Annotated in this window: 22 protein-coding genes; 10 read left to right on the forward strand and 12 right to left on the reverse strand. The window is 62.8% G+C overall.

Annotated features, from left to right (window positions below; genetic code table 11):
• Window positions 1-267: 267 nt before the first annotated feature.
• Window positions 268-1,083: a bacteriorhodopsin-like gene (locus H4V99_RS14400; RefSeq protein WP_280679423.1), complete on the forward strand. Its 816-nt coding sequence runs from the start codon at window positions 268-270 to the stop codon at window positions 1,081-1,083.
• A 158-nt stretch (window positions 1,084-1,241) separates the two neighbouring features.
• Entirely contained in the window at window positions 1,242-2,237 is a 996-nt protein-coding gene (locus H4V99_RS14405; protein ID WP_280679425.1) for a DUF389 domain-containing protein, read from the forward strand.
• Here H4V99_RS14405 and H4V99_RS14410 read toward each other — a convergent pair.
• Both H4V99_RS14410 and H4V99_RS14415 read right to left on the reverse strand, forming a co-directional pair.
• Window positions 2,226-2,870, reverse strand: a complete 645-nt coding sequence (locus tag H4V99_RS14410) for an alpha/beta hydrolase (protein WP_280679427.1) — start codon at window positions 2,868-2,870, stop codon at window positions 2,226-2,228. The two genes, H4V99_RS14405 and H4V99_RS14410, sit on opposite strands and share 12 nt — an antisense overlap.
• Before the next feature lie 2 nt (window positions 2,871-2,872).
• Complete coding sequence (locus H4V99_RS14415; RefSeq protein ID WP_280679429.1) at window positions 2,873-3,844, reverse strand: ring-cleaving dioxygenase; 972 nt, start codon at window positions 3,842-3,844, stop codon at window positions 2,873-2,875.
• A 123-nt stretch (window positions 3,845-3,967) separates the two neighbouring features.
• Between H4V99_RS14415 and H4V99_RS14420 the strand changes: the two genes are divergently transcribed.
• The 3 genes from H4V99_RS14420 to H4V99_RS14430 are packed head-to-tail and all read left to right on the forward strand — an operon-like array spanning window position 3,968 to window position 6,209.
• On the forward strand, window positions 3,968-4,786 hold the full coding sequence (locus tag H4V99_RS14420; protein WP_280679431.1) for an MOSC N-terminal beta barrel domain-containing protein: 819 nt from the start codon (window positions 3,968-3,970) through the stop codon (window positions 4,784-4,786).
• Entirely contained in the window at window positions 4,783-5,472 is a 690-nt protein-coding gene (locus tag H4V99_RS14425; protein WP_280679433.1) for a haloacid dehalogenase type II, read from the forward strand. Before H4V99_RS14420 ends, H4V99_RS14425 begins: the two co-directional genes overlap by 4 nt.
• A 26-nt stretch (window positions 5,473-5,498) precedes the next feature.
• Window positions 5,499-6,209, forward strand: a complete 711-nt coding sequence (locus H4V99_RS14430; RefSeq protein WP_280679435.1) for an SDR family oxidoreductase — start codon at window positions 5,499-5,501, stop codon at window positions 6,207-6,209.
• A gap of 11 nt (window positions 6,210-6,220) precedes the next feature.
• On the opposite strand, the gene H4V99_RS14435 is transcribed toward H4V99_RS14430, so the two are convergent.
• Window positions 6,221-7,684: a cryptochrome/photolyase family protein gene (locus H4V99_RS14435; RefSeq protein WP_280679437.1), complete on the reverse strand. Its 1,464-nt coding sequence runs from the start codon at window positions 7,682-7,684 to the stop codon at window positions 6,221-6,223.
• Window positions 7,685-7,761: 77 nt separating this feature from the next.
• Between H4V99_RS14435 and H4V99_RS14440 the strand changes: the two genes are divergently transcribed.
• Window positions 7,762-7,995, forward strand: coding sequence for a pentapeptide repeat-containing protein (locus H4V99_RS14440; protein WP_280679439.1), 234 nt, complete (start codon window positions 7,762-7,764; stop codon window positions 7,993-7,995).
• Between the two features lie 147 nt (window positions 7,996-8,142).
• Here H4V99_RS14440 and H4V99_RS14445 read toward each other — a convergent pair whose 3' ends face one another.
• The 7 genes from H4V99_RS14445 to H4V99_RS14475 all read right to left on the reverse strand — a co-directional run bounded on the left by H4V99_RS14445 (window position 8,143) and on the right by H4V99_RS14475 (window position 12,138).
• On the reverse strand, window positions 8,143-8,520 hold the full coding sequence (locus tag H4V99_RS14445) for a DUF1622 domain-containing protein (RefSeq protein ID WP_280679441.1): 378 nt from the start codon (window positions 8,518-8,520) through the stop codon (window positions 8,143-8,145).
• 113 nt (window positions 8,521-8,633) lie between these two features.
• Window positions 8,634-9,053 (reverse strand): arsenate reductase ArsC, encoded by a 420-nt coding sequence (locus tag H4V99_RS14450; RefSeq protein WP_280679443.1) that lies wholly within the window; start codon window positions 9,051-9,053, stop codon window positions 8,634-8,636.
• A gap of 74 nt (window positions 9,054-9,127) precedes the next feature.
• Window positions 9,128-10,078, reverse strand: coding sequence for a metalloregulator ArsR/SmtB family transcription factor (locus tag H4V99_RS14455; protein WP_280679445.1), 951 nt, complete (start codon window positions 10,076-10,078; stop codon window positions 9,128-9,130).
• 10 nt (window positions 10,079-10,088) lie between these two features.
• Entirely contained in the window at window positions 10,089-10,574 is a 486-nt protein-coding gene (locus H4V99_RS14460; protein ID WP_280679447.1) for a hypothetical protein, read from the reverse strand.
• A gap of 92 nt (window positions 10,575-10,666) precedes the next feature.
• Window positions 10,667-10,882 (reverse strand): hypothetical protein, encoded by a 216-nt coding sequence (locus H4V99_RS14465; RefSeq protein ID WP_280679449.1) that lies wholly within the window; start codon window positions 10,880-10,882, stop codon window positions 10,667-10,669.
• 69 nt (window positions 10,883-10,951) lie between these two features.
• Entirely contained in the window at window positions 10,952-11,413 is a 462-nt protein-coding gene (locus H4V99_RS14470; RefSeq protein WP_280679452.1) for an SRPBCC domain-containing protein, read from the reverse strand.
• Window positions 11,414-11,673: 260 nt separating this feature from the next.
• Window positions 11,674-12,138, reverse strand: coding sequence for a hypothetical protein (locus tag H4V99_RS14475; protein ID WP_280679454.1), 465 nt, complete (start codon window positions 12,136-12,138; stop codon window positions 11,674-11,676).
• A gap of 531 nt (window positions 12,139-12,669) precedes the next feature.
• On the opposite strand from H4V99_RS14475, the gene H4V99_RS14480 reads away from it, so the two are divergent.
• Window positions 12,670-12,960, forward strand: a complete 291-nt coding sequence (locus tag H4V99_RS14480) for a DUF1778 domain-containing protein (RefSeq protein ID WP_280679456.1) — start codon at window positions 12,670-12,672, stop codon at window positions 12,958-12,960.
• Entirely contained in the window at window positions 12,957-13,472 is a 516-nt protein-coding gene (locus H4V99_RS14485) for a GNAT family N-acetyltransferase (RefSeq protein ID WP_280679458.1), read from the forward strand. The genes H4V99_RS14480 and H4V99_RS14485 overlap by 4 nt, the downstream gene beginning before the upstream one ends.
• Window positions 13,473-13,533: 61 nt before the next feature.
• Here the strand turns inward: H4V99_RS14485 and H4V99_RS14490 are convergent, their stop codons facing one another.
• The gene (locus tag H4V99_RS14490; RefSeq protein WP_280679460.1) at window positions 13,534-15,927 is read right to left on the reverse strand and encodes an alpha/beta fold hydrolase; all 2,394 of its coding nucleotides are present in this window, start codon (window positions 15,925-15,927) and stop codon (window positions 13,534-13,536) included.
• 66 nt (window positions 15,928-15,993) lie between these two features.
• Between H4V99_RS14490 and H4V99_RS14495 the strand changes: the two genes are divergently transcribed.
• Together H4V99_RS14495 and H4V99_RS14500 are read left to right on the forward strand one after the other, a co-directional pair.
• A complete protein-coding gene (locus tag H4V99_RS14495; protein ID WP_280679462.1) occupies window positions 15,994-16,674 on the forward strand; it encodes a TetR/AcrR family transcriptional regulator in 681 nt (226 codons plus the stop codon).
• 16 nt (window positions 16,675-16,690) lie between these two features.
• Window positions 16,691-17,548, forward strand: coding sequence for a 3-hydroxyacyl-CoA dehydrogenase (locus tag H4V99_RS14500; RefSeq protein WP_280679464.1), 858 nt, complete (start codon window positions 16,691-16,693; stop codon window positions 17,546-17,548).
• 59 nt (window positions 17,549-17,607) lie between these two features.
• Here the strand turns inward: H4V99_RS14500 and H4V99_RS14505 are convergent, their stop codons facing one another.
• Window positions 17,608-17,985, reverse strand: a complete 378-nt coding sequence (locus tag H4V99_RS14505; protein WP_280679466.1) for a hypothetical protein — start codon at window positions 17,983-17,985, stop codon at window positions 17,608-17,610.
• Window positions 17,986-18,084: the final 99 nt, after the last annotated feature.

An 18,084-nucleotide genomic window follows, 5' to 3' on the forward strand; every position in this document is an offset into this window, starting at 1 on the left:
CTCTTGCAGCTTACGATGACCATCGATCCAGTGCAAGGAATCTGTGAATCCGAACCCGTCTTCCGGACGGCCAACGAGCGCGCTCCCGAACCATACTCCTGACCTGTTTTTATCCGTCAGATCACTGCGAAAAACACTTTTGGGGAATACTTGACAAGTTTTGCGCAGGAGTCGTAATTTTGTATTGCACCGTCAGTAAACTAGTTGCAGTAGGTCCTAAATAGAGGGAGCATCTCGCTCTTCTCATTGAGGCCAAAGGAGAAAATAGTGATTCCTGACATACTCAATCAAGGGCAATACGACACCGTCTACAACTTCTTGTCGCTCGTTATCGCGTCGCAGCTTTTCACCGCGCTTTTCCTGCTGATTTCGCTGCCGCGAATCCTCCCGCGTTACCGCCACGCCATCACCGTTGCGATCATCGTTTGTGGAATTGCCGCGTACCACTACTTCCGCATCTTTGACTCGTTCAAGGCCGCGTTTGTATCGGCAGAAGCAGGCGGAACCGGCGACTACGTGCAAGCCGTTGGCGTCAGCTTCAACGAAGGCTACCGCTACGTAGACTGGTTGCTCACCGTGCCGCTGCTCCTCGTGGAACTGATTGCCGTTCTGGCACTCACCCGCAAGCTGCAGACCAGCCTGCTGGTCAAGCTCGTTCCCGCCGCAGCGCTCATGATCATTCTCGGTTACCCGGGAGAAATCAGCGTCGACAACGGTGTGCGTGGACTCTACGGACTGCTGTCCACGATTCCGTTCCTCTACATCCTGTTCGTGCTGTTCACCGAGCTCAGCAAGTCGCTGGTCAACCAGCCGGTCTCGGTGCGTCGCACCCTCAGCCAGCTGCGTTGGCTCCTGCTGCTCAGCTGGGGCGTTTACCCCATCGCCTACCTCCTTCCGCTGCTGAACGTTGAAGGTGCAGACGCATGGGTTGGCAAGCAGGTCGGATACTCCATCGCCGACATCGTGGCCAAGTGCATCTACGCGCTCATCATCTTCAAGGTGGCGCGCCTGAAGTCCTTCGACGACGACCCCTCGTTCGCCGCGATCGAGCTCTCCAAGCACGAGCTCAACACCAAGGCATAAACCGCACCACACACTCAAACCAGCCCGGGCACTGTGCTCGGGCTGGTTTTTTTTAGCCCCAGCCGATGCCTCGGCCGGCTACTCGGCACTGCAACCGCACGGTCACGAACCCGTTGCTACCCGTCGACAAGGGTGTCAACCTGCATCACAATGTGGGCATGACCGATACCGGTGCCACCTATAGCGACCGATTCAATTCGGTTGAGCAGATGCGCGATGCCACATTCTTTGACGGCCCCCGCTCACGGCAGCGCTACTCCCGGTTCTGGCTCCTGCTCATCCTGTCCACGATCATCGCTTCCGCCGGCGTGGTGGGCGATTCCACGGCAACCGTTATCGGCGCCATGATCGTGGCCCCACTGATGACACCGATCCTGGGCGTCACGCTGGCCACCGTAATCGGTGATCGCTCCAACCTCGTGAGGTCGCTGCTGCTCGTGCTTGCCGGTGCCGCCACGGCGCTGGCAATTGGCTACCTCGTGGGTCTCGTGGTGGTGAACGACGTGCTGGCCAACACAAACGCTCAGGTAGCCGCGCGCGTCACACCCCGGCTCATTGACCTGCTTGCGGCCCTCGCCACGGGTGTGGTGGGATCCGTCGCCCTCGTGCGCAAAGACATCTCCGATACCCTGCCCGGAGTGGCGATCGCCATCTCCCTCGTGCCACCCCTGGCCGTTGCAGGGCTGGCCCTCGAGTCGGGCTCGGTGCGGGAGTCCCTGGGCGCGGTGCTGCTCTTCGTCACCAATGTCGTGGCCATTATCGGCACGGGCATCATTGTGGCGTCCCTGTATGGGGTCACGAGGCTTGCGCGGACCGACGGTCAGGCATCCGCTTCGTTACGGAATCCCCTGCTTCTGCTCGCGGTGATGCTCGTGATCATCGGCACTCCCCTGGCCGCCACCAGTACCGCCATCGCCACGCGCACCCTCGCCGAACAGTCCGTCAAGAAAACAGCCGACGAGTGGGCTGCCCGATCGGGCTGGTTTGTTACGGCCATCACGTCGCAAGACACCGAGCTGATCGTGAACGTGGAGGGCCTACTCCCGCTACCGAACACCGAGACTCTTCGGGTGGCTCTTCAGGCCGCGGGAGTGGACGTGAACAGGGTCACCGTGAAGCTCGTGCCGGGCGACTCGGTCTCACTATCGGACTAGCACGGGTCGCTCCGGCACCGCCCGCACAAAGGCGCGAGCCTGCTCGATTTCACCGGGAGTGATTCCGTGTCCTCCGGCGCGAGTGACGCGAGTAACGGATGCCCCCTGCCGCAGCAATTCCGCTTCCAGCCGGTCCACCGAGATGGCGGGGGCCATGGGGTCTGCGCTCCCATTCAACAGGAGTGCGCCGACGGCGGAAATGTTGGCCGGGGCATCCGCTTCGGCGAAGGGATACATTCCCGAGAACGCGACCGCACGCGCGACAGTGGCGGGGTGCAGCATCATGGTGGCCAGGGCAATATTAGCGCCGTTGGAGAATCCGACGGCAATCACCTCGCGCTCACCCCACGCGTATTCGTGGCGGGCCCACTCCACGAATTCGGCCAGCTCGCCGGCTCGGAACACCACGTCGTCCACGTCGAAGATTCCCTCTTCGAGCCGGTGGAACCAGCGCGTGGCACCGTTTTCGCGTACCCGACCGCGGGGGGCGAGCACACCAGCTTGGGCATCGATCTGCTCAGCGAGCTGCGCGATCTGCTCTTCGTCGCCCCCCGTGCCGTGAAGCATCAGGAGCACCGGGCCCGCACCCTCGCGGTACAGGTGGGGCCATTCGGCGTTCTGACTCGCGTGCATGGTTAGACCGCAACCGCTTTGGGGTTGTTCTCGGACGGAACCGTGATGGGGATGACCGAGTTCTCGATCGCTTCGCGCGAGGGCTCAAGCCACGGCGGCAGCTTCAGGCTGCGGCCGAGTTCGAGGAGCGGCTCGTCGATGTCGAAGCCGGGGGTGTCGGTGGCGATTTCGAACAGCACTCCGCCGGGCTCGCGGAAGTAGATGGACGTGAAGTACTGGCGGTCGAGAATCTCGGTGACGCCGTAGCCGTGGTCCACGAGCTGCTGACGCCACACCTGCTGCGTCTCGCTGTCGGGCACCCGGAAGGCAATGTGGTGCACGGTTCCGCCGGCCGTGAGGCCCTCGCGTGCACCCGGGTCTACAACCACGTCCACAATGTTTCCGGCGGCTCCATCGCCCGCGCCAAAGCGCAGGCGGTCACCATTCTCCGACACGAGGTGCATGCCCAGTTCCTGGGTGAGTACCTGGGCGGTTCCGGCGGGGTCGCGAACGGTCAAAACGGAGGAGTGCTGACCGCGCACGGCGTATTCGGCGGGAACGGATGCCGAATCCCACGGGTCGCGCGGATCGGAGACTGATGAGGCCACGAGGTCCAGCTGCAGACCATCAGGGTCCCGCAGCGACAGGCGCTCCTCGAGGGAGTTGGTGGTGCTGATTTCGGACTCAACACCGAGCTCGGCGAAGTGTGCCTTCCACCAGCCGATGCTGCCGGCAGGAACCGAGAAGGCCGTTGTGGTCGACTGACCGGCGCCTACGCGTCCGGCCGGAACGTCCTTCCACGGGAAGAAGGTCATCAGCGAGCCGGGACGGCCGGCATCGTCGCCGTAGTAGAGGTGGTACGTGCTGGGGTCATCAAAGTTGACCGTCTTCTTCACCAAGCGGAGTCCCAGTCCCTTGATGTAAAAGTCAATGTTTTTCTGGGGTGCGCCACCAATTGCGGTGACGTGATGCAGGCCTGATGTCTCGGCGTTCATGATGATTTTCTCCACTACGTACGAGGGTTGCTGATGCTTTGTACTCTATATGCAAACGTATAAAGGCCGAGATTATTCCGGGGTTCTCTGCGCAACCGCACAGGAGCCCGACATCGTGCTTCAATGAGGGATGCACCCGACAGCGACCGTCCCGCACTGCGCCCGCCGCACCGCCACCGTTCGATGATGCGCGTCAGCGACATCGGGGTCTCCGCTCTGAAGGGTGCCCGCCACACCTCGCGGGAGCAGATTGAGATCACCAATCACGGCCCCGTCGACGACCGGGTTTTCGCGGTGGTCGACCTGGCGGCGGGTCAGGTGCTCCGAACCGTGGAGAATCCGTCACTGCTCACCTGCGAAGCAGAGTGGATGGAGGGCCTGCTGTGCCTGAGCGTGGGCGGCGAGGCGATGACGGCCGCGCCGCAGCCGACCGGTGATCCGGTGAACCTCGAATACTGGGGCCGACCGGCGTCGATGCAGGTGGTGGAGGGGCCGTGGGCCCTGGAACTCTCCAGTCTGCTGCAGCGCAACGTGGTGCTGGCCCACACGGTCGTTGCCGGAGACGTGGTTTATGGCGACTCGGTGACAATCTGCACCACCAGTTCGCTGCGTCGCCTCTCCGAGGAAAGCGGATGCGTCGTTGACGCGCGTCGATTCCGGGCCACGTTCACGCTGGACACCGAGGGCGCCGCCCCGCACGCTGAGGACAGCTGGGCGGGCCGCGAGATTGACGTGGGAGAGGTGCGCCTACGAGTGGCGGGAGGCATTCCCCGTTGCGGCGTGATCGATTACGACCCGGACACCGGCGACCGGGGAACAACGCTGCTGAAGACCCTGGCCGGGTATCGGCTCGTGGCTGGCGACATCAACTTTGGCGTGTACGCCACGGTCATTCGACCCGGCACCGTGCGTCACGGCGACGCGGCTAGGGTGACCTCATGACCCCCACCACACCCCTTATCGTCTTTGATGTCAACGAGACGCTCTCCGACATGTCGCCCCTCGCGGAACGATTCCGTGAGATCGGCGCCCCGGCCAGCCTCTCTGCCCTGTGGTTTGCCACGCTGCTGCGCGATGGCTTTGCCCTCACGGCCAGCGGCGATCACGCCTCTTTTGCCGAGATTGGCGCCGATGCCCTCCGCCGGCTGGTTGTCGGCCTTGAGCTGGACCGTGCCCACGAAGCAGCGGTGGCGCACGTGATGAGCGGCTTAGTCGGACTGGACGTGCATGCGGACGTGCCGGAGGGCATCCGCTTGCTGAGTGCTGCGGACTGCCGGTTGGTCACCCTGAGCAACGGTTCGGCGCGAATTGCCGAGGCGCTGCTGCAGACCGCTGGCATTCGTAGCGAGTTCGAGGCGTTGCTCTCGGTGGACGACGCGCCCGCGTGGAAGCCGGCTCGATCGGCTTATGACTATGCGGCCACGGTGTGCGGCACCGAGCCGGCAGACATGATGCTGGTTGCCGTTCACCCGTGGGACATTCACGGTGCTGCTCGCGCGGGGCTGCGCACGGCCTGGTTGAACCGCTCCGGCGAGCGCTATCCGGCCTACTTCGAGGCTCCCACCGTTACCGTGGCCGACCTGACGGAACTTCCCGCGGCGCTAGGCGTGACAGTACACATGTCATAAACACGTTCGACCAGTAGGGTGAGGCCATGACATCGCTTGCTGGATCATCCATTCTTGTCGTCGGCGCTTCGGGCGGACTCGGCTCCGTCATCGCCCAAATTCTGGCTGATGAGGGCGCGCTTCTCACGCTCCACGGGCGGTCAGAGGAGAAGGTGCGCGCCCTGAACGTGCCGGGGACGTTCGTGTATTCCGACCTGCTGGATGCCGGGTCCGACGATGAGCTCGTCGCGGCCGCACTTGCTGCTCACGGCCGGCTCGACGGCGTGATCAACGCGGCCGGGGTGGTTGCTTTTGGACCGGCGGCCGAAACGTCCGATGAGACCATGGACATCCTCTTCGGCGTGAATGTTCTCTCGCCGATGCGCCTGCTGCGTGCGGCCCGGCCTGCTCTTTTGGAGTCCGCTGCCGCGAAGCGCGACCCCTTCTTTCTCACCCTGAGCGGAGTGGTCAGCGAGTCGCCCACGGCCAATATGGCGGCCTACTCCGCTTCCAAGTCGGCCCTGGCCGCCTTCGCGCAGGCCACCTCACGTGAACTGCGTCGGGAGGGCATCCGTGTGGTTGACGCCCGACCGGGCCACACCGAAACGGGACTGGCCACAAGGCCCGTGGCCGGAACAGCGCCGAAGATGCCCACCGGCTTCGATCCGGCCGTGGTTGCCCGCCGCCTTGTCGACGCGATTATGGCCGGCGAGCGCGACCTGCCGAGCGGCGCGTTCGTTCCTCAGCCTGCGGCCTAACCCGCCCCGTCTCACCAGTCGGTGCGGGTGCGTTCCTGCTCGACGACGGCCTCGCGGTCGCTCAGCCGGCGGAGGCCTCCGAGTGTTTGCGCCATTCGGTTGTTGCCGCGCAGCTTGGGTTCCACGCGATCCAGAAAAGCCCAGTACCCGGCGGTGAAGGGACAGGCGTCGGGGCCGAGCCTCTTCTTGGGGTTGAACGTGCACGAGCCACAGAAGTCGCTCATGGTTGAAATGTAGGCGCCGCCCGAGGCGTACGGTTTCGTGGCGACCAGTCCCCCATCGGCGTGCTGGGACATGCCCACCACATTGGCCGGCATCACCCACGGTGTGCCATCCACGAACGCGTTGGTGAACCACTCGGTGAGCTCGTCGGGACGGTATCCGCGTTGGAGTGCCCAATTGCCGAGCACCATCAGCCGCTGAATGTGGTGGGCCCAGCCGGTTCGCCCCACCTCGGTGAGTACGTGGCTGAGGCAGCGCGCGCGAACACCGCTGCCGTCCAGTTCGAGAAACTCCCGGGGCAGCGGTTCGCGGGCGTCGAGGTAGTTGCTGCGCCGCACGTAGTCCTCACCCAGGTGCCAGTACAGGTGCCACACCCAGTCGCGCCAGCCCATGATCTGTCGCACGACGGCCTCGACACTCTGCAGCGGAGCGCCACCACGCTCGAACGCGGCCACGACCGCATCAATAACCTCTTGCGGATGCAACAGCCCCAGGTTCAGGGGCACGCTCAGCCGGGAGTGGCTCATCTCACTGTCGCCGAGCAGAGAGGCGTCCTCGAACGGACCGAAGTCGCTCAGACGGGTCTCCACAAAATCGTCGAGCACCGCGAGGGCTTCGACACGGGTCGCTGCGAAGCGGCGCGGGCCGTCCTGGCCGAGGAAGTGTGCACGACCATCGGCTTCCATGGCATCCAGGTCGCGCCGCACCTGGGCATCGATCTCGTCTTCCACCGGGCAATACACGTCGGGCAAGCCCAGGCTCGCCGCGTTCTTGGGGGGTGGCTGCCGGTTGTCGTGGTCGAAGTTGAAGCGGCCACCCTCGGGCTCCGGTCCGCGCATGAGAATGCCGGTGGCTGTTCTGCGCTCACGATAGTACTGGTCCATCAGCAGCCGCTTGGATCCACGGCCGGCAGCCCAGGCCTTAAAGTCGACCTCGCTGGTGACAAATCCCCGACTGGGCAACACGACCGCGCCGAGCTCCTCAACCAACCAGCGCGACCCCCAGGAGGTGGGATTAATGACCTCGAGCTCGCGGCCGGTGAGCACGTCCCGGTAGTGCGGTGCCGACAGGAATTCCACCCGGTCGCCCAGCTCGGCCGCGCGGTGCCGCAGGGCGCTGAGAATGAGGTGCGCCTTCGCCCGGTGATAGGGGCGACGGGTGAGCACCGCTTCCGCCTCGACCATAATGATGGGGCCGCCATCGTCAAAGTGCGGTCCGAGCTGGTCGGCAAACAGAAAGCGCGGCAGCGTCATGAATGTAATTCTACTGACCGGAGAGGCTTCCCTTCCCGGCAACGCTGGAGCACGGCGCCAACCGCAGTGAGATGACCATGGACAGGGTGCGAGGGTTCAAGGTCACTCTCAACGGCACTCGATTCTCACTAACCACCATGAACGAGGCACGGTTTGAGGATGCAGACGTGAACGACGCTTATTTTCAGGGTGCCACACTCGACGAGTCGGCGCTGCGCAGCATCGCTCTGGGCGCCCGCAACTGGGCACACGCGCACTTCGACACCGTTCACGCTGAGCGGCTACGGGCGATTACAGCCTCCCGAGAATGACCCGTTGACGGCCGCGCAGTATGGGTAGATACTGGTCGCAAGCTGGGTCGGATTAAAGCGTGACCAAGCGCTTCGTCGTCAAACTTCGAGGGGTTTGGGGGGCTTGCCGACCCGGCCCTTTTCCGTGCTGTTAAAGAATCAGTGCTGTTAAAGAGTTTCAGAGTTGCTGTCGTTGGTGCTCTCCCAACCTTGACCATGTTGCCAGGGCCACCGACCCGTGATTTCCAGCTCCAGCGCCCAGCTGAGGAAAGTACGAATGAGTACAACAAGGGCGAGTACGCCCACACCCTCGAGCGTTGGGCCTACGGCCACCGTGCGGATGATATCTGCGGCAACCAGAAGCTCCAGCCCCAGCAGAATCGAGCGAGCGAGGAAACGTCGAAACCTCCCATAGACCCCACTTTGGCGGCGCAGGAGTCGCGTGACAGCAAAGACAAGTGCCAACACAACGCCCATGACAATAGCAATCACGCCCGCCGCCTCCACGGCGCTGCCAGCTACCTCAATCCAGTCCTGAAAATCCACGGGATCTCCCTACGCACGGCGAGTCACACTGGCCAGATGCCGCTACAGTACTCCCGAATGTTCAGACCGACGGCGGGCGATCACTCTGTCACAGGGTTTGCGGTCGGTGAGTGCTAAACCTTGTCGGCAGCAGCGGGGAGGATTTCCGCGAGGAGCGCCTCGACCCGAGCCTTGATGTCATCCCGGATGGGACGAACATCCTCAATGCTCTTGCCGGCCGGGTCGACCAGCTCCCAGTCTTCGTAGCGCTTACCGGGGAAGATCGGGCACACATCGCCGCAACCCATGGTAATGACAACGTCGGAGGCCTGCACTTGGTCCGTGGTCATCAGCTGCGGAACGGCCTGCGAAATATCGATGCCCTCTTCGTTCATGGCCGCAATCGCCATGGGGTTGATCTGATTGCCGGGCTCCGAACCTCCGGAGCGCACCTCGACGGCGCCGTTCGACAGCGCCCGCATGTAGCCGGCGGCCATCTGCGAACGGCCAGCATTGTGAATGCAGACGAACAAAACAGTGGGCTGTGCAGACATGGTGAATTCCTTAATCTCGACGTCTTCAAAGCATAGACGAATATCTATGTTTTAGGGACGATATCGGGACCGATTCAAAGTTCCGTCAGGAGCGCCCGCACCAAAACCGTAATCTCGTCTCGAATCGTGCGCACGGCATCCATCGATTGCCCCACCGGGTCGGCCAGCTGCCAGTCGAGGTAGGTACGCCCCGGATACACAGGACAGGCGTCACCGCAGCCCATCGTGATGACGTAATCGGCTGCCCGCACAACCTCGTCGGTGAGTGGTTTCGGGTACTCCCCCCTGACGGGCACGCCAATCTCGTCGAGAGCGGCAACGACCATCGGATTAACCGCGCCTGCGGGGGCCGATCCCGCCGTGAGCACCCGAACGCGGTCGCCGGCGAGCGAGCGGAGTATCGCTGCGGCGAGCTGGGATCGTCCAGCATTCTGCACGCAGACGAAAAGCACGTCGGGAATGTCCGTCGGCACTCGATTCTCCACGGCCGCGAGCGCCCGGAGCCGGTCACCGGCGAAGCGTGCCGTAAACGACGGCAGGTATCGGGTGATCTGGGACTGCCGGGCCAGCAGTTCATAGCTCTCCACCACATAGCGCCCCACCGTTTGCCGAGAGAAGATGCCGTGGAACCGAACGGTGAGATCGTCGGTGATTCGCGTCAAAACCGGGGCGGCCACCGCCGCGGCAATCTGGTCACTGCGGCTCCGCGTCGTTTCAAGCACATCACTGATGCGATCCGGCGTAACCGAATACCAGGCCTGGCGTCCCACCTGTTCACGATTGAGCAGGCCTTCCTCCGCCATGATGCGCATGTGGTGGCTCACCGTGGGCTGGCTGAGTTCCAGAGCACGGGCCAGCTCCCCCACGAGCGCCCGCCCCTGCGGCTGTGCCACGATCATCCCCAGCAGCTGCACTCGGGTGGGGTCGGCCATCACGCGCAACCCCCGTGCGATCTCTTCGGCTGCCGCGCGGTCCAGCGGCCTCAGGCCCTCGGACGCTTCCCTGTGAGCACTGTCAACGACCATAGACGTCAGTCTATGTTGATGACTTCGCGATGCCACGGGCACTCTCGTCTGTGATCGCCCTGTGTGCGACGAAGAACGGGAGGAATCCAAAACCCGCAGCGAGCAAAGCAAGAAGCCCCCAGCCCACCGGACGTCCAATCGCGCTCTCGCCGGCAAGTCCCAGAGAAGCGAGCACGAACCATGCCCCCGTTACGATGCCAGAAATCATGCCACCGATGAGAAACGGACGAGCGGAATCCGATTCGTTCACCGGCGCAAATCCAGATATCAGCGCGATCAGACCCGCGATGAGCGTCACGCCGAGGCACACGATAACGACGACGAAAGTTGGCTGCTCAGTGGTGGGCTCGCTGCCAGACCACTGCGTGGTGAGCTGGTCGGGCAGTTGTTGGCGCCAGATCAGCCACGACACGAGAACGACGAGGAAGGGGATGAGGGAGAGGAGGCCTGCTGACAGGTTGCCCGGTCCCTGATTTTTCGCACCCTGTACCGGCATCGTCAGATCCTTTCGATAATGCGGAGCAGTTCTGTTCGTGAAATTCCCGCGGTATCCGCTACGTCCACGATCTCTCGAACACGTTCAGCGAGTCAACCGGTTGGTTGCGCAGCGCTGAGTTCACGTCGGGCCACTCGCGCACCAGCCATATCGGCAAAGTCAGGCAATGCCGTGAGGTAAACAGCAATCGGCAGCGAGCGAAGCACCGTGAGCCGCCGGGAGCGATGAGCGTCTCTGATCTTCTGCTCGCGGGAGGCAGACAGGCCTGCCTCATCGGCCAACTTCAGGATCGCGGCTGCCGCCACCATCGCGGTAACCAGCCGTACCGGTCGAACACTGTGGCCAACTCGTCGAACGACTCCCCCCGCATTCCATAATTACTGAGTGACACCCGCAAGCAGGATCGCAAGCTCGTCGAGTTCGACGTCCCAGCCCTCTCGGTTCTGCTCCAGACGGTCGCGACGGTAACGGGTGCCGCCGGGGAGCGTGTCGAAGCCCGATTCGACCACCGTGACATCCGTCCCGGTACCAGCGTCGGCGATGGTGAAGCGCACGTGCGTCGAGTACTCGTCGAGCTGTTCGGCCGGGATTCCCGACCAGCGGAAGCCGAACGAATCCTCGGTCACCACCTCGGTGATTTCGATCGGGAAACTGCCGTAGTCATCCCAGTCGATGCTGCCCGTCACACCGGGCTCGAGCGCGGCGAACCCCACACCGTCTCCAAACCACTTCACCATCACCTCGGGGTCGGTCAGCGCCTCCCAGACTTTCGCTCGCGAGGCCTCGATGTGAACGGTGCGGGTTACGGTGTGGCCCTTGATTCTTGCGTGATTAGACACGGTGTTTCCTTCATGGTCGAGCTGAATGCGACGGGACAGTGCCCGTCGAGCGGCACGTCAATTAGTTGTGCAAACGCACTTCATCGAGCGTACCTGTGATTGCGTATCTGTTCACGGGCGGGAGAACACGGCAGGTAGCCAACGAGTGGCAGTCGTGGACGAGCATTGGCTACGTCCTATCAATAGATGACTGATGACCGGTGCCAGGATGCCGCCCAGCGTCGCGCCCCTCGGTCGAGGCAGCTTGTCCGGATCGGCCGTCATCCGCTTCCGCTTTCGCGCTTGGCGATAGGCACCGATCTCGGGAGCATTTGCGCGGCGCGCATCTGCTTTTGGCAGTGAGCCAGAACCGTTGTGAAGCCTTCGTCGTTGAGAGGTCTGAGCCGCAGGCGGCCGCGCGCTTGCGGTGAGATCGGGATTGGCACTGTGCTGGCACCTACCTTCAGGGTCAAAATGACGGCTCGATCGGTCATGACCAGGTGAGTGAATTGGCCGACATCTACAGACCTGACGTCCGACCACGCGAGCCGAACGACGCGCTCCGGTCCGTGTCGGTGCCACCTCCACAGTTCGAAGTTCTTGCCCCCATCGACAAAAACAAGGAACGCGCCGGAGGGCAGCGCGCTTGACGCAAGAGCGATTCCCGTGAGTTCCTTGACGCTCGTGATGAAGTCATCAGACGAGTAGAAGAGCACGACGGTCAGGTCGGGATTCGCATGCGTCATAGTGCGGACGAGTCGGCGACCCGGGCGGTAAGACACCCAGAAAAAGACCCAGGCGAACGCAACGCCCAAAACAAGGCCGGCTCCGAACTCGAAGAGACCCGGCAATGGCCCCCTCGACCGTGCGCTGTTTACAGCACCAAGGATGCTTGGCCCCGATATCACTAGCACGAAGAGCGACATGGCCAGGGTGCCACGCCATCGCCTGGCGCGTCTCGGCGGAAGCCGTGCGGTGCTCATGCTCTGAGGCACCATGCGTCAACGCACAGGGAAAGTGACTGGCGGAGACCCGTTGCAGATTCAGAATTTTCGCTCACTAGGGTCCCCCACCGCTGCGGCCACCGAACCATGCGCGAATGCGCCGGAAGCCGGCATCGAGCCAGGGTGTGTGATCACGCTCCCAGAACAAGGTGACGCTGTCAAGCGGAGGCGAGACCAGCCTGAGCCGTGTGGGCTCACCTCAGCTCATGGGAGGGCACAAGAGTTGACAGATCTGTGTTTCGTACGCACAATGAACGTACACAGGAGGCAACCATGACTGCCAAGACTTCCCCTCGAGCATCCAAGAATCAAAGACTAAACGTGCGCCTCACGGACCGGCAAGAACAGCTGATCCGCCGGGCGGCCGAGGCTACTGATCGCACCGTAACTGACTTCGTCCTAGAGATCACGAGCCAGGAGGCAGAGCGAATTCTCGCTGATCGAAGGTGGTTCGTTGCAACCAACGAGCAATGGGACGAATTCGACCGACTGCTCAGCCTGCCTCTGCCCGCAGATAGCAAGCTTGTTCGCCTTTCGCAGCGACAGTCGCCGTTTGCGAAGTGAACACGCCGCCGTCAGCCCCAAGGAAACTCGAGAGGGCCGATAACCGAGAGTCCTTCCATTCGGGAGCCGCTGAACTCGATATTTGGCTAAAGAAGTACGCCAGTCAGAATCAAAAAGCTAACAGCGCGGTCACGTATGTGACATGCGTTGATGGCGAGGTCGTCGGCTACTACGCCATTACGGTCGCGGCCATATCGCACGAAGAGGCGCCGTCAAAACTCCGTAAGCAGGCGCCGAGACAAATCCCTTGCGTGCTCATTGCTCGACTTGCAGTTGATCTTCGTTATGCGGGGCAAGGCGTGGGAGCGGGGCTTCTGGAGGATGCCCTGCGGCGCTCACTTCAGGTCAGTGAAAGCGTCGGAGCAATGGCAGTCCTGATTCATGCTCGTGACGAGGTCGCCCGGTCGTTCTGCGAACACCACGTCGACTGCTATCCGTCACCACTCGATGATCTGCAGCTGATGATACCGATGGCGCAGATCGCCCGCGTATACGGTACGCCCGCGACATAGTCTCGGGTCTCATCGACAACATGGGTTTCGACCGCAGTGCCGGATTCACCCGGTTGACTCCTTAGGATGCGTCACTGTCGTGGGTCACGCCGCTCGCGACGAGCGCATGCTGGGCGAGAAAACCGCGAAGCACGTCGGCGAATTCGTCGGCGTTCTCGATCTGGGGCATGTGCCCTGCGTCGCGGAACGTGTGGGTCTGGGCGTGCGGGAGCGCTCGCGCCGCGGCATCCAGATGGGTGAACGGGAGCACGTGATCGTGGTCGCCCCACATGATCAACGTCGGGATTGGCAGCCGTGCCACCTCGGCGAGTAGCCGTGTGCGCCAAGGCAGGCGGATGCCTCGGGCAGTGCCCAGCTCCTGCGCGAGGTCCAACAGCGTTGCGCGATGAGCAGGCCGGCTCGTCAGGGCCAGACTGTGGTCGATCCGTTCGGAGGTGACGTGCTTCTTGTCGTAGAAGATACCGTCAACGGTTCGGGCGGAATTCTTGCGGCCGGGACGCATCAGCAGAGCGCCGAGGGGTCGGATGGCGAGCAACCGCAGGGCCACCGTCACCTCGTGTCCAAATCCTGCACTGTCCACGAGAACGAGCATGGACACGCGTTCGGGGTGAGCCGACGCGAAGGTCATGGCGACGGCGCCCCCGAGGGAATTCCCGATCACCGGGAGGGGGTCGGTGAGGGCGAATCGGTCTAGGAATGCTGGCAGCATGCCCGCGAGCCCCGCAAGGGAGGCTTTCCCCGGTAACCGGTCGGAGTATGCGAAACCGGGCAGGTCAACGCTGTACACGGTGTGAATTGTCGACAGCCGGTCATGCTGCTCATTCCAGTCTTCAAGGCTCTGTCCGATTCCGTGCAGGAGCAGAAGGGGGCTGCCGTGCCCGGTCACGCGGTAGCGAACGCGAGCGCCGTCGATGTCGATCACCGCGGTGCCCGGGAGGCTGAGCGGGATTCCCGACCCCGGAGACACAGTGCCCCGGCGACCGAATCTCACATCGTTCGTCACCCGGCCGAGCCTGAGCAGCCCAAAGTCCCGCAGGTAGTTCTGGTGCAGGCGCCAGGGAGCCTTGGCGCCTTGCCGAGGCAGCGCATTGACGCTTCTCGCGATGTATCCGGACTGCAGATCGATCAGCGACACCAGGTCACCCGTCTTGACCGACTCGTCTGCCTGGGGGGTGACGATGTCGAAGTGATGGCGGTCCATATACCTGAGCGTGCGACCCACATACCGTGCCACGAGGTCGGCTTTCAACGTCCAGGATGCGTTGGTGTAGCCAATAGTCATGGCGAAGTTCGGCACACCATCGAGCATCATGCCCTTGTACGTGAGAGTGTCCGACAGTGCGATCGGCGCCCCATCCACCGTGAGGGTCATGTCACCGAGGAAGAGCACGTTCAGTCCCGTGGCACTGACAATGATGTCGGCATCGAGGGTTCTGCCGGAGGCAAGCTCGATCCCGCCTGGCGTGATCCGCTCGATGCGGTCCGTGACGATGTCGGCCGTGCCGCGCGTGATGGCCTGATAGAGATCACCGTCGGGAGTCATGCAGAGGCGCTCATCCCACGGGTTGTAGCTCGGGGACAGGTGAGTGTCCACATCGAAGCCCTCGGGCAACAGGCGGATCGCCGCATTCCGCAGGAGCGACTTCATTTTCTCCGGCCGTCGGCGGCTCAGCTGATAGGTAAAGAGTGAATAGCCGATGTTTTTGGCCCGAGTCAGGCCGTAGGCCGCCTGCGTCGGAAGATAGGTGCGCAGAATGTCGGCTGTGCGGTCTGCCGACGCGACCGGGGCAATGTATGTCGGCGACCGTTGCAGCATCGTCACATGAGCGGCCGTCTCGGCCAGGGACGGCACAAGGGTGACCGCCGTGGCACCGCTTCCCACCACGACGACGCGCTTTCGGGCATAGTCGAGGTCGGCCGGCCAGTGCTGCGGATGTATCAGCTCGCCCTCGAAGGACTCCGCACCCGGGAACACCGGCGTGAATCCCTCGTCGTAGCGGTAATAACCGGAACAGACGAACAGGAACGAGCAGGTGAAGACCACCTCCTCCAGAACCGTCTGTCCGGGGCGAAATTCAGCTGTGCCGGTGCGCACCGCGATGACGGTCCACCGTGCGGACTCGCTGCACCACGATGCCGAGATGACACGATGCCGTAAGCGGATGTGCTCGCCCAGCTGCTCATCCTCGATGGTCGCCTGGATGTACTCCCGAATCGATGCGCCGGGCGCGATTGCTTGTGCATCCGTCCAGGGACGAAAGGAATACCCGAGGGTGAACATGTCCGAGTCGGATCTGACCCCCGGATAACGAAACAGGTCCCAGGTCCCACCGATTGCGGCACGCGACTCCAGAATCACCACGGTCTTGCCGGGCAGGTCTCGCTTCACATGCGCCGCAGCGCCGATACCGCTCAGGCCGGCTCCGACAATCAGCACGTCTACGTGTGTGGGCATGACGGGACTTTATCAACACTGTGTCGACAAATGCAACACCCTGTCGACACCGCATAGGATGAAGAAATGGCACGACATGAACGCGGCAGCAAGCGCCCGTCGGGAGACGAACGCCAGGACGCTATCCTCATCACCGCTGAAACCCTGCTGGGCCGGCGCTCTCTCGGCGAGATCTCCGTTGAGGATCTGGCCCGGGGAGCCGGAATCTCGCGCCCCAGCTTCTACTCCTACTTCGCGTCGAAAGAAGAGGTGGTGATCGCTCTTCTCACTCGCGTCATCGACGAAGTCGAGCAGGCCCTCTCAACGTTGCCCACTGAACCAGCCTCCGCGACGGGCGACCCGTGGCGACGTTCCATCAGCGTTTTCGTGGACGTGTTCACCAGACACAAAGCCGTCGCAGCGACGGCGATGGCTGCACGGTTGCACAACGCCGAGATTCAGGCACTGTGGGCCGCGTCAATGGAGCTGTGGGTGAATTACACGGCCAGAGCCATCACGGCAGAGCGAAACCGGGGAACGGCCCCCGAGGGAATCCCCGCACGCGATCTGGCCATCGCACTCAATCTGATGAACGAGCGCGTTCTGTCAGCGGTCTTCGCCGAGGAACAACCGGCGATCAACCCGTCTTCCGTGACCGACGTACTCGTGAGTGTGTGGACCCTCAGCATCTACGGGGCACAACCCGAGGCAACAGCCCACGCGACCGCCCGGCCGCGCGAACACTCCCCAGCAGTCATCGACAACTAGAGAAGGAGAGCGGAAAATGGCAGCAATCGACAAGGTGACGGTACTCGGAACGGGCGTTCTGGGTTCCCAGATCGCGTTCCAGGCGGCCTACTTCGGCTACGACGTCACGGCCTACGACATCAGCGACGAAATCATGGAGCAGGCCACGGAACGATTCGCGGGTCTCGCTGCCGTTTATCAGGCCGACGATGTCGTTGCTGCGACACCGGAGAAAGCACGCGCCGCACTCGCGCGCATCACGCTCACGTCGAACCTTGCCGACGCCGTTGCTGATGCCGATCTCGTCATTGAAGCGGTACCCGAGTCTCTCGAGATCAAGCGGGACATGTATACGAAGCTGGCTCAATTGGCTCCGGCGAAAACGATTTTCGCGACGAACTCGTCCACTCTCCTGCCGAGCGACCTGAAAGATTTCACCGGGCGGCCCGACCGCTTCCTGGCACTGCACTACGCCAACCACGTCTGGCGCCACAACACGGCCGAAATCATGGGAACCGTCGATACCGATCCCACGGTCTACGCGGCCGTGGTGGCATTCGCAACGGGCAGCGGCCTCGTCCCCATCGAGCTGAAGAAAGAAAAAGCCGGCTATCTGCTGAACTCACTGCTCGTGCCCTTCCTCACGGCTGGCGCCGGCTTGCTACTCGGCGGCTATGCCGACGCGGAAACGGTGGACAAGACCTGGCGGATAGCAACGGGTGCCCCCGCGGGTCCGTTTCAGATCTATGACGTGGTCGGGCTCACGACCGCGTACAACATCGCGGCCGCTCAAACCGACCCGCAGTCCCAGCAGTGGGCCGCGTATCTCAAAGAGAACTACATTGACCAGGGCAAGCTGGGCGTAGCCACGGGCGAAGGCTTCTACACGTACTAAGCCACCCGGGTTATCCCGCGAACGGATGCCGAGCCGCCGACGCTGGTTGGTGCAGGGTGTTAACCCTGCTCGCCGGCGGCCAGCTTGACCTCGCGAACGACGTCCTCGAAGAACCGAACTTCTTTCTCGATGCTTGTTACCTCCCGCGCGGAGTAGCCGGCGAGTTCGAGTTCATCCGCAATCGCCGAATATGCGCTCAGGTACGTGGTGAGGGCAGCATAGAACGCGGCCCTCCGCGGTTCGTTCTTCTTAACGACCTCACTGTTGGCGAGATTGCGAGCACAGAGATAGTTCACGTAGTCGCGCGCCAACATCGGCGGACTGACCGGCTCACACACCGCCCACAATTCCTCACGAGTGTGTTCGAGCGCATTTCGGCCACCCACCAACCGGTCGTTACGGGGAGCCGGTACACGGGCAGAGTCTGTGATTTCCATACCTCTGTCTACCACGGCGACCGCGCGCGGGGGTGGGCGCACGGGGTCATCGCGTCACTCGAGCCCACCTCCTGAGCGCACCGCAGCTCCCGGCGAAGG

Origin of the sequence: Cryobacterium sp. CG_9.6 (genome assembly GCF_029893365.1) — a bacterium.
Taxonomy (GTDB): domain Bacteria; phylum Actinomycetota; class Actinomycetes; order Actinomycetales; family Microbacteriaceae; genus Cryobacterium.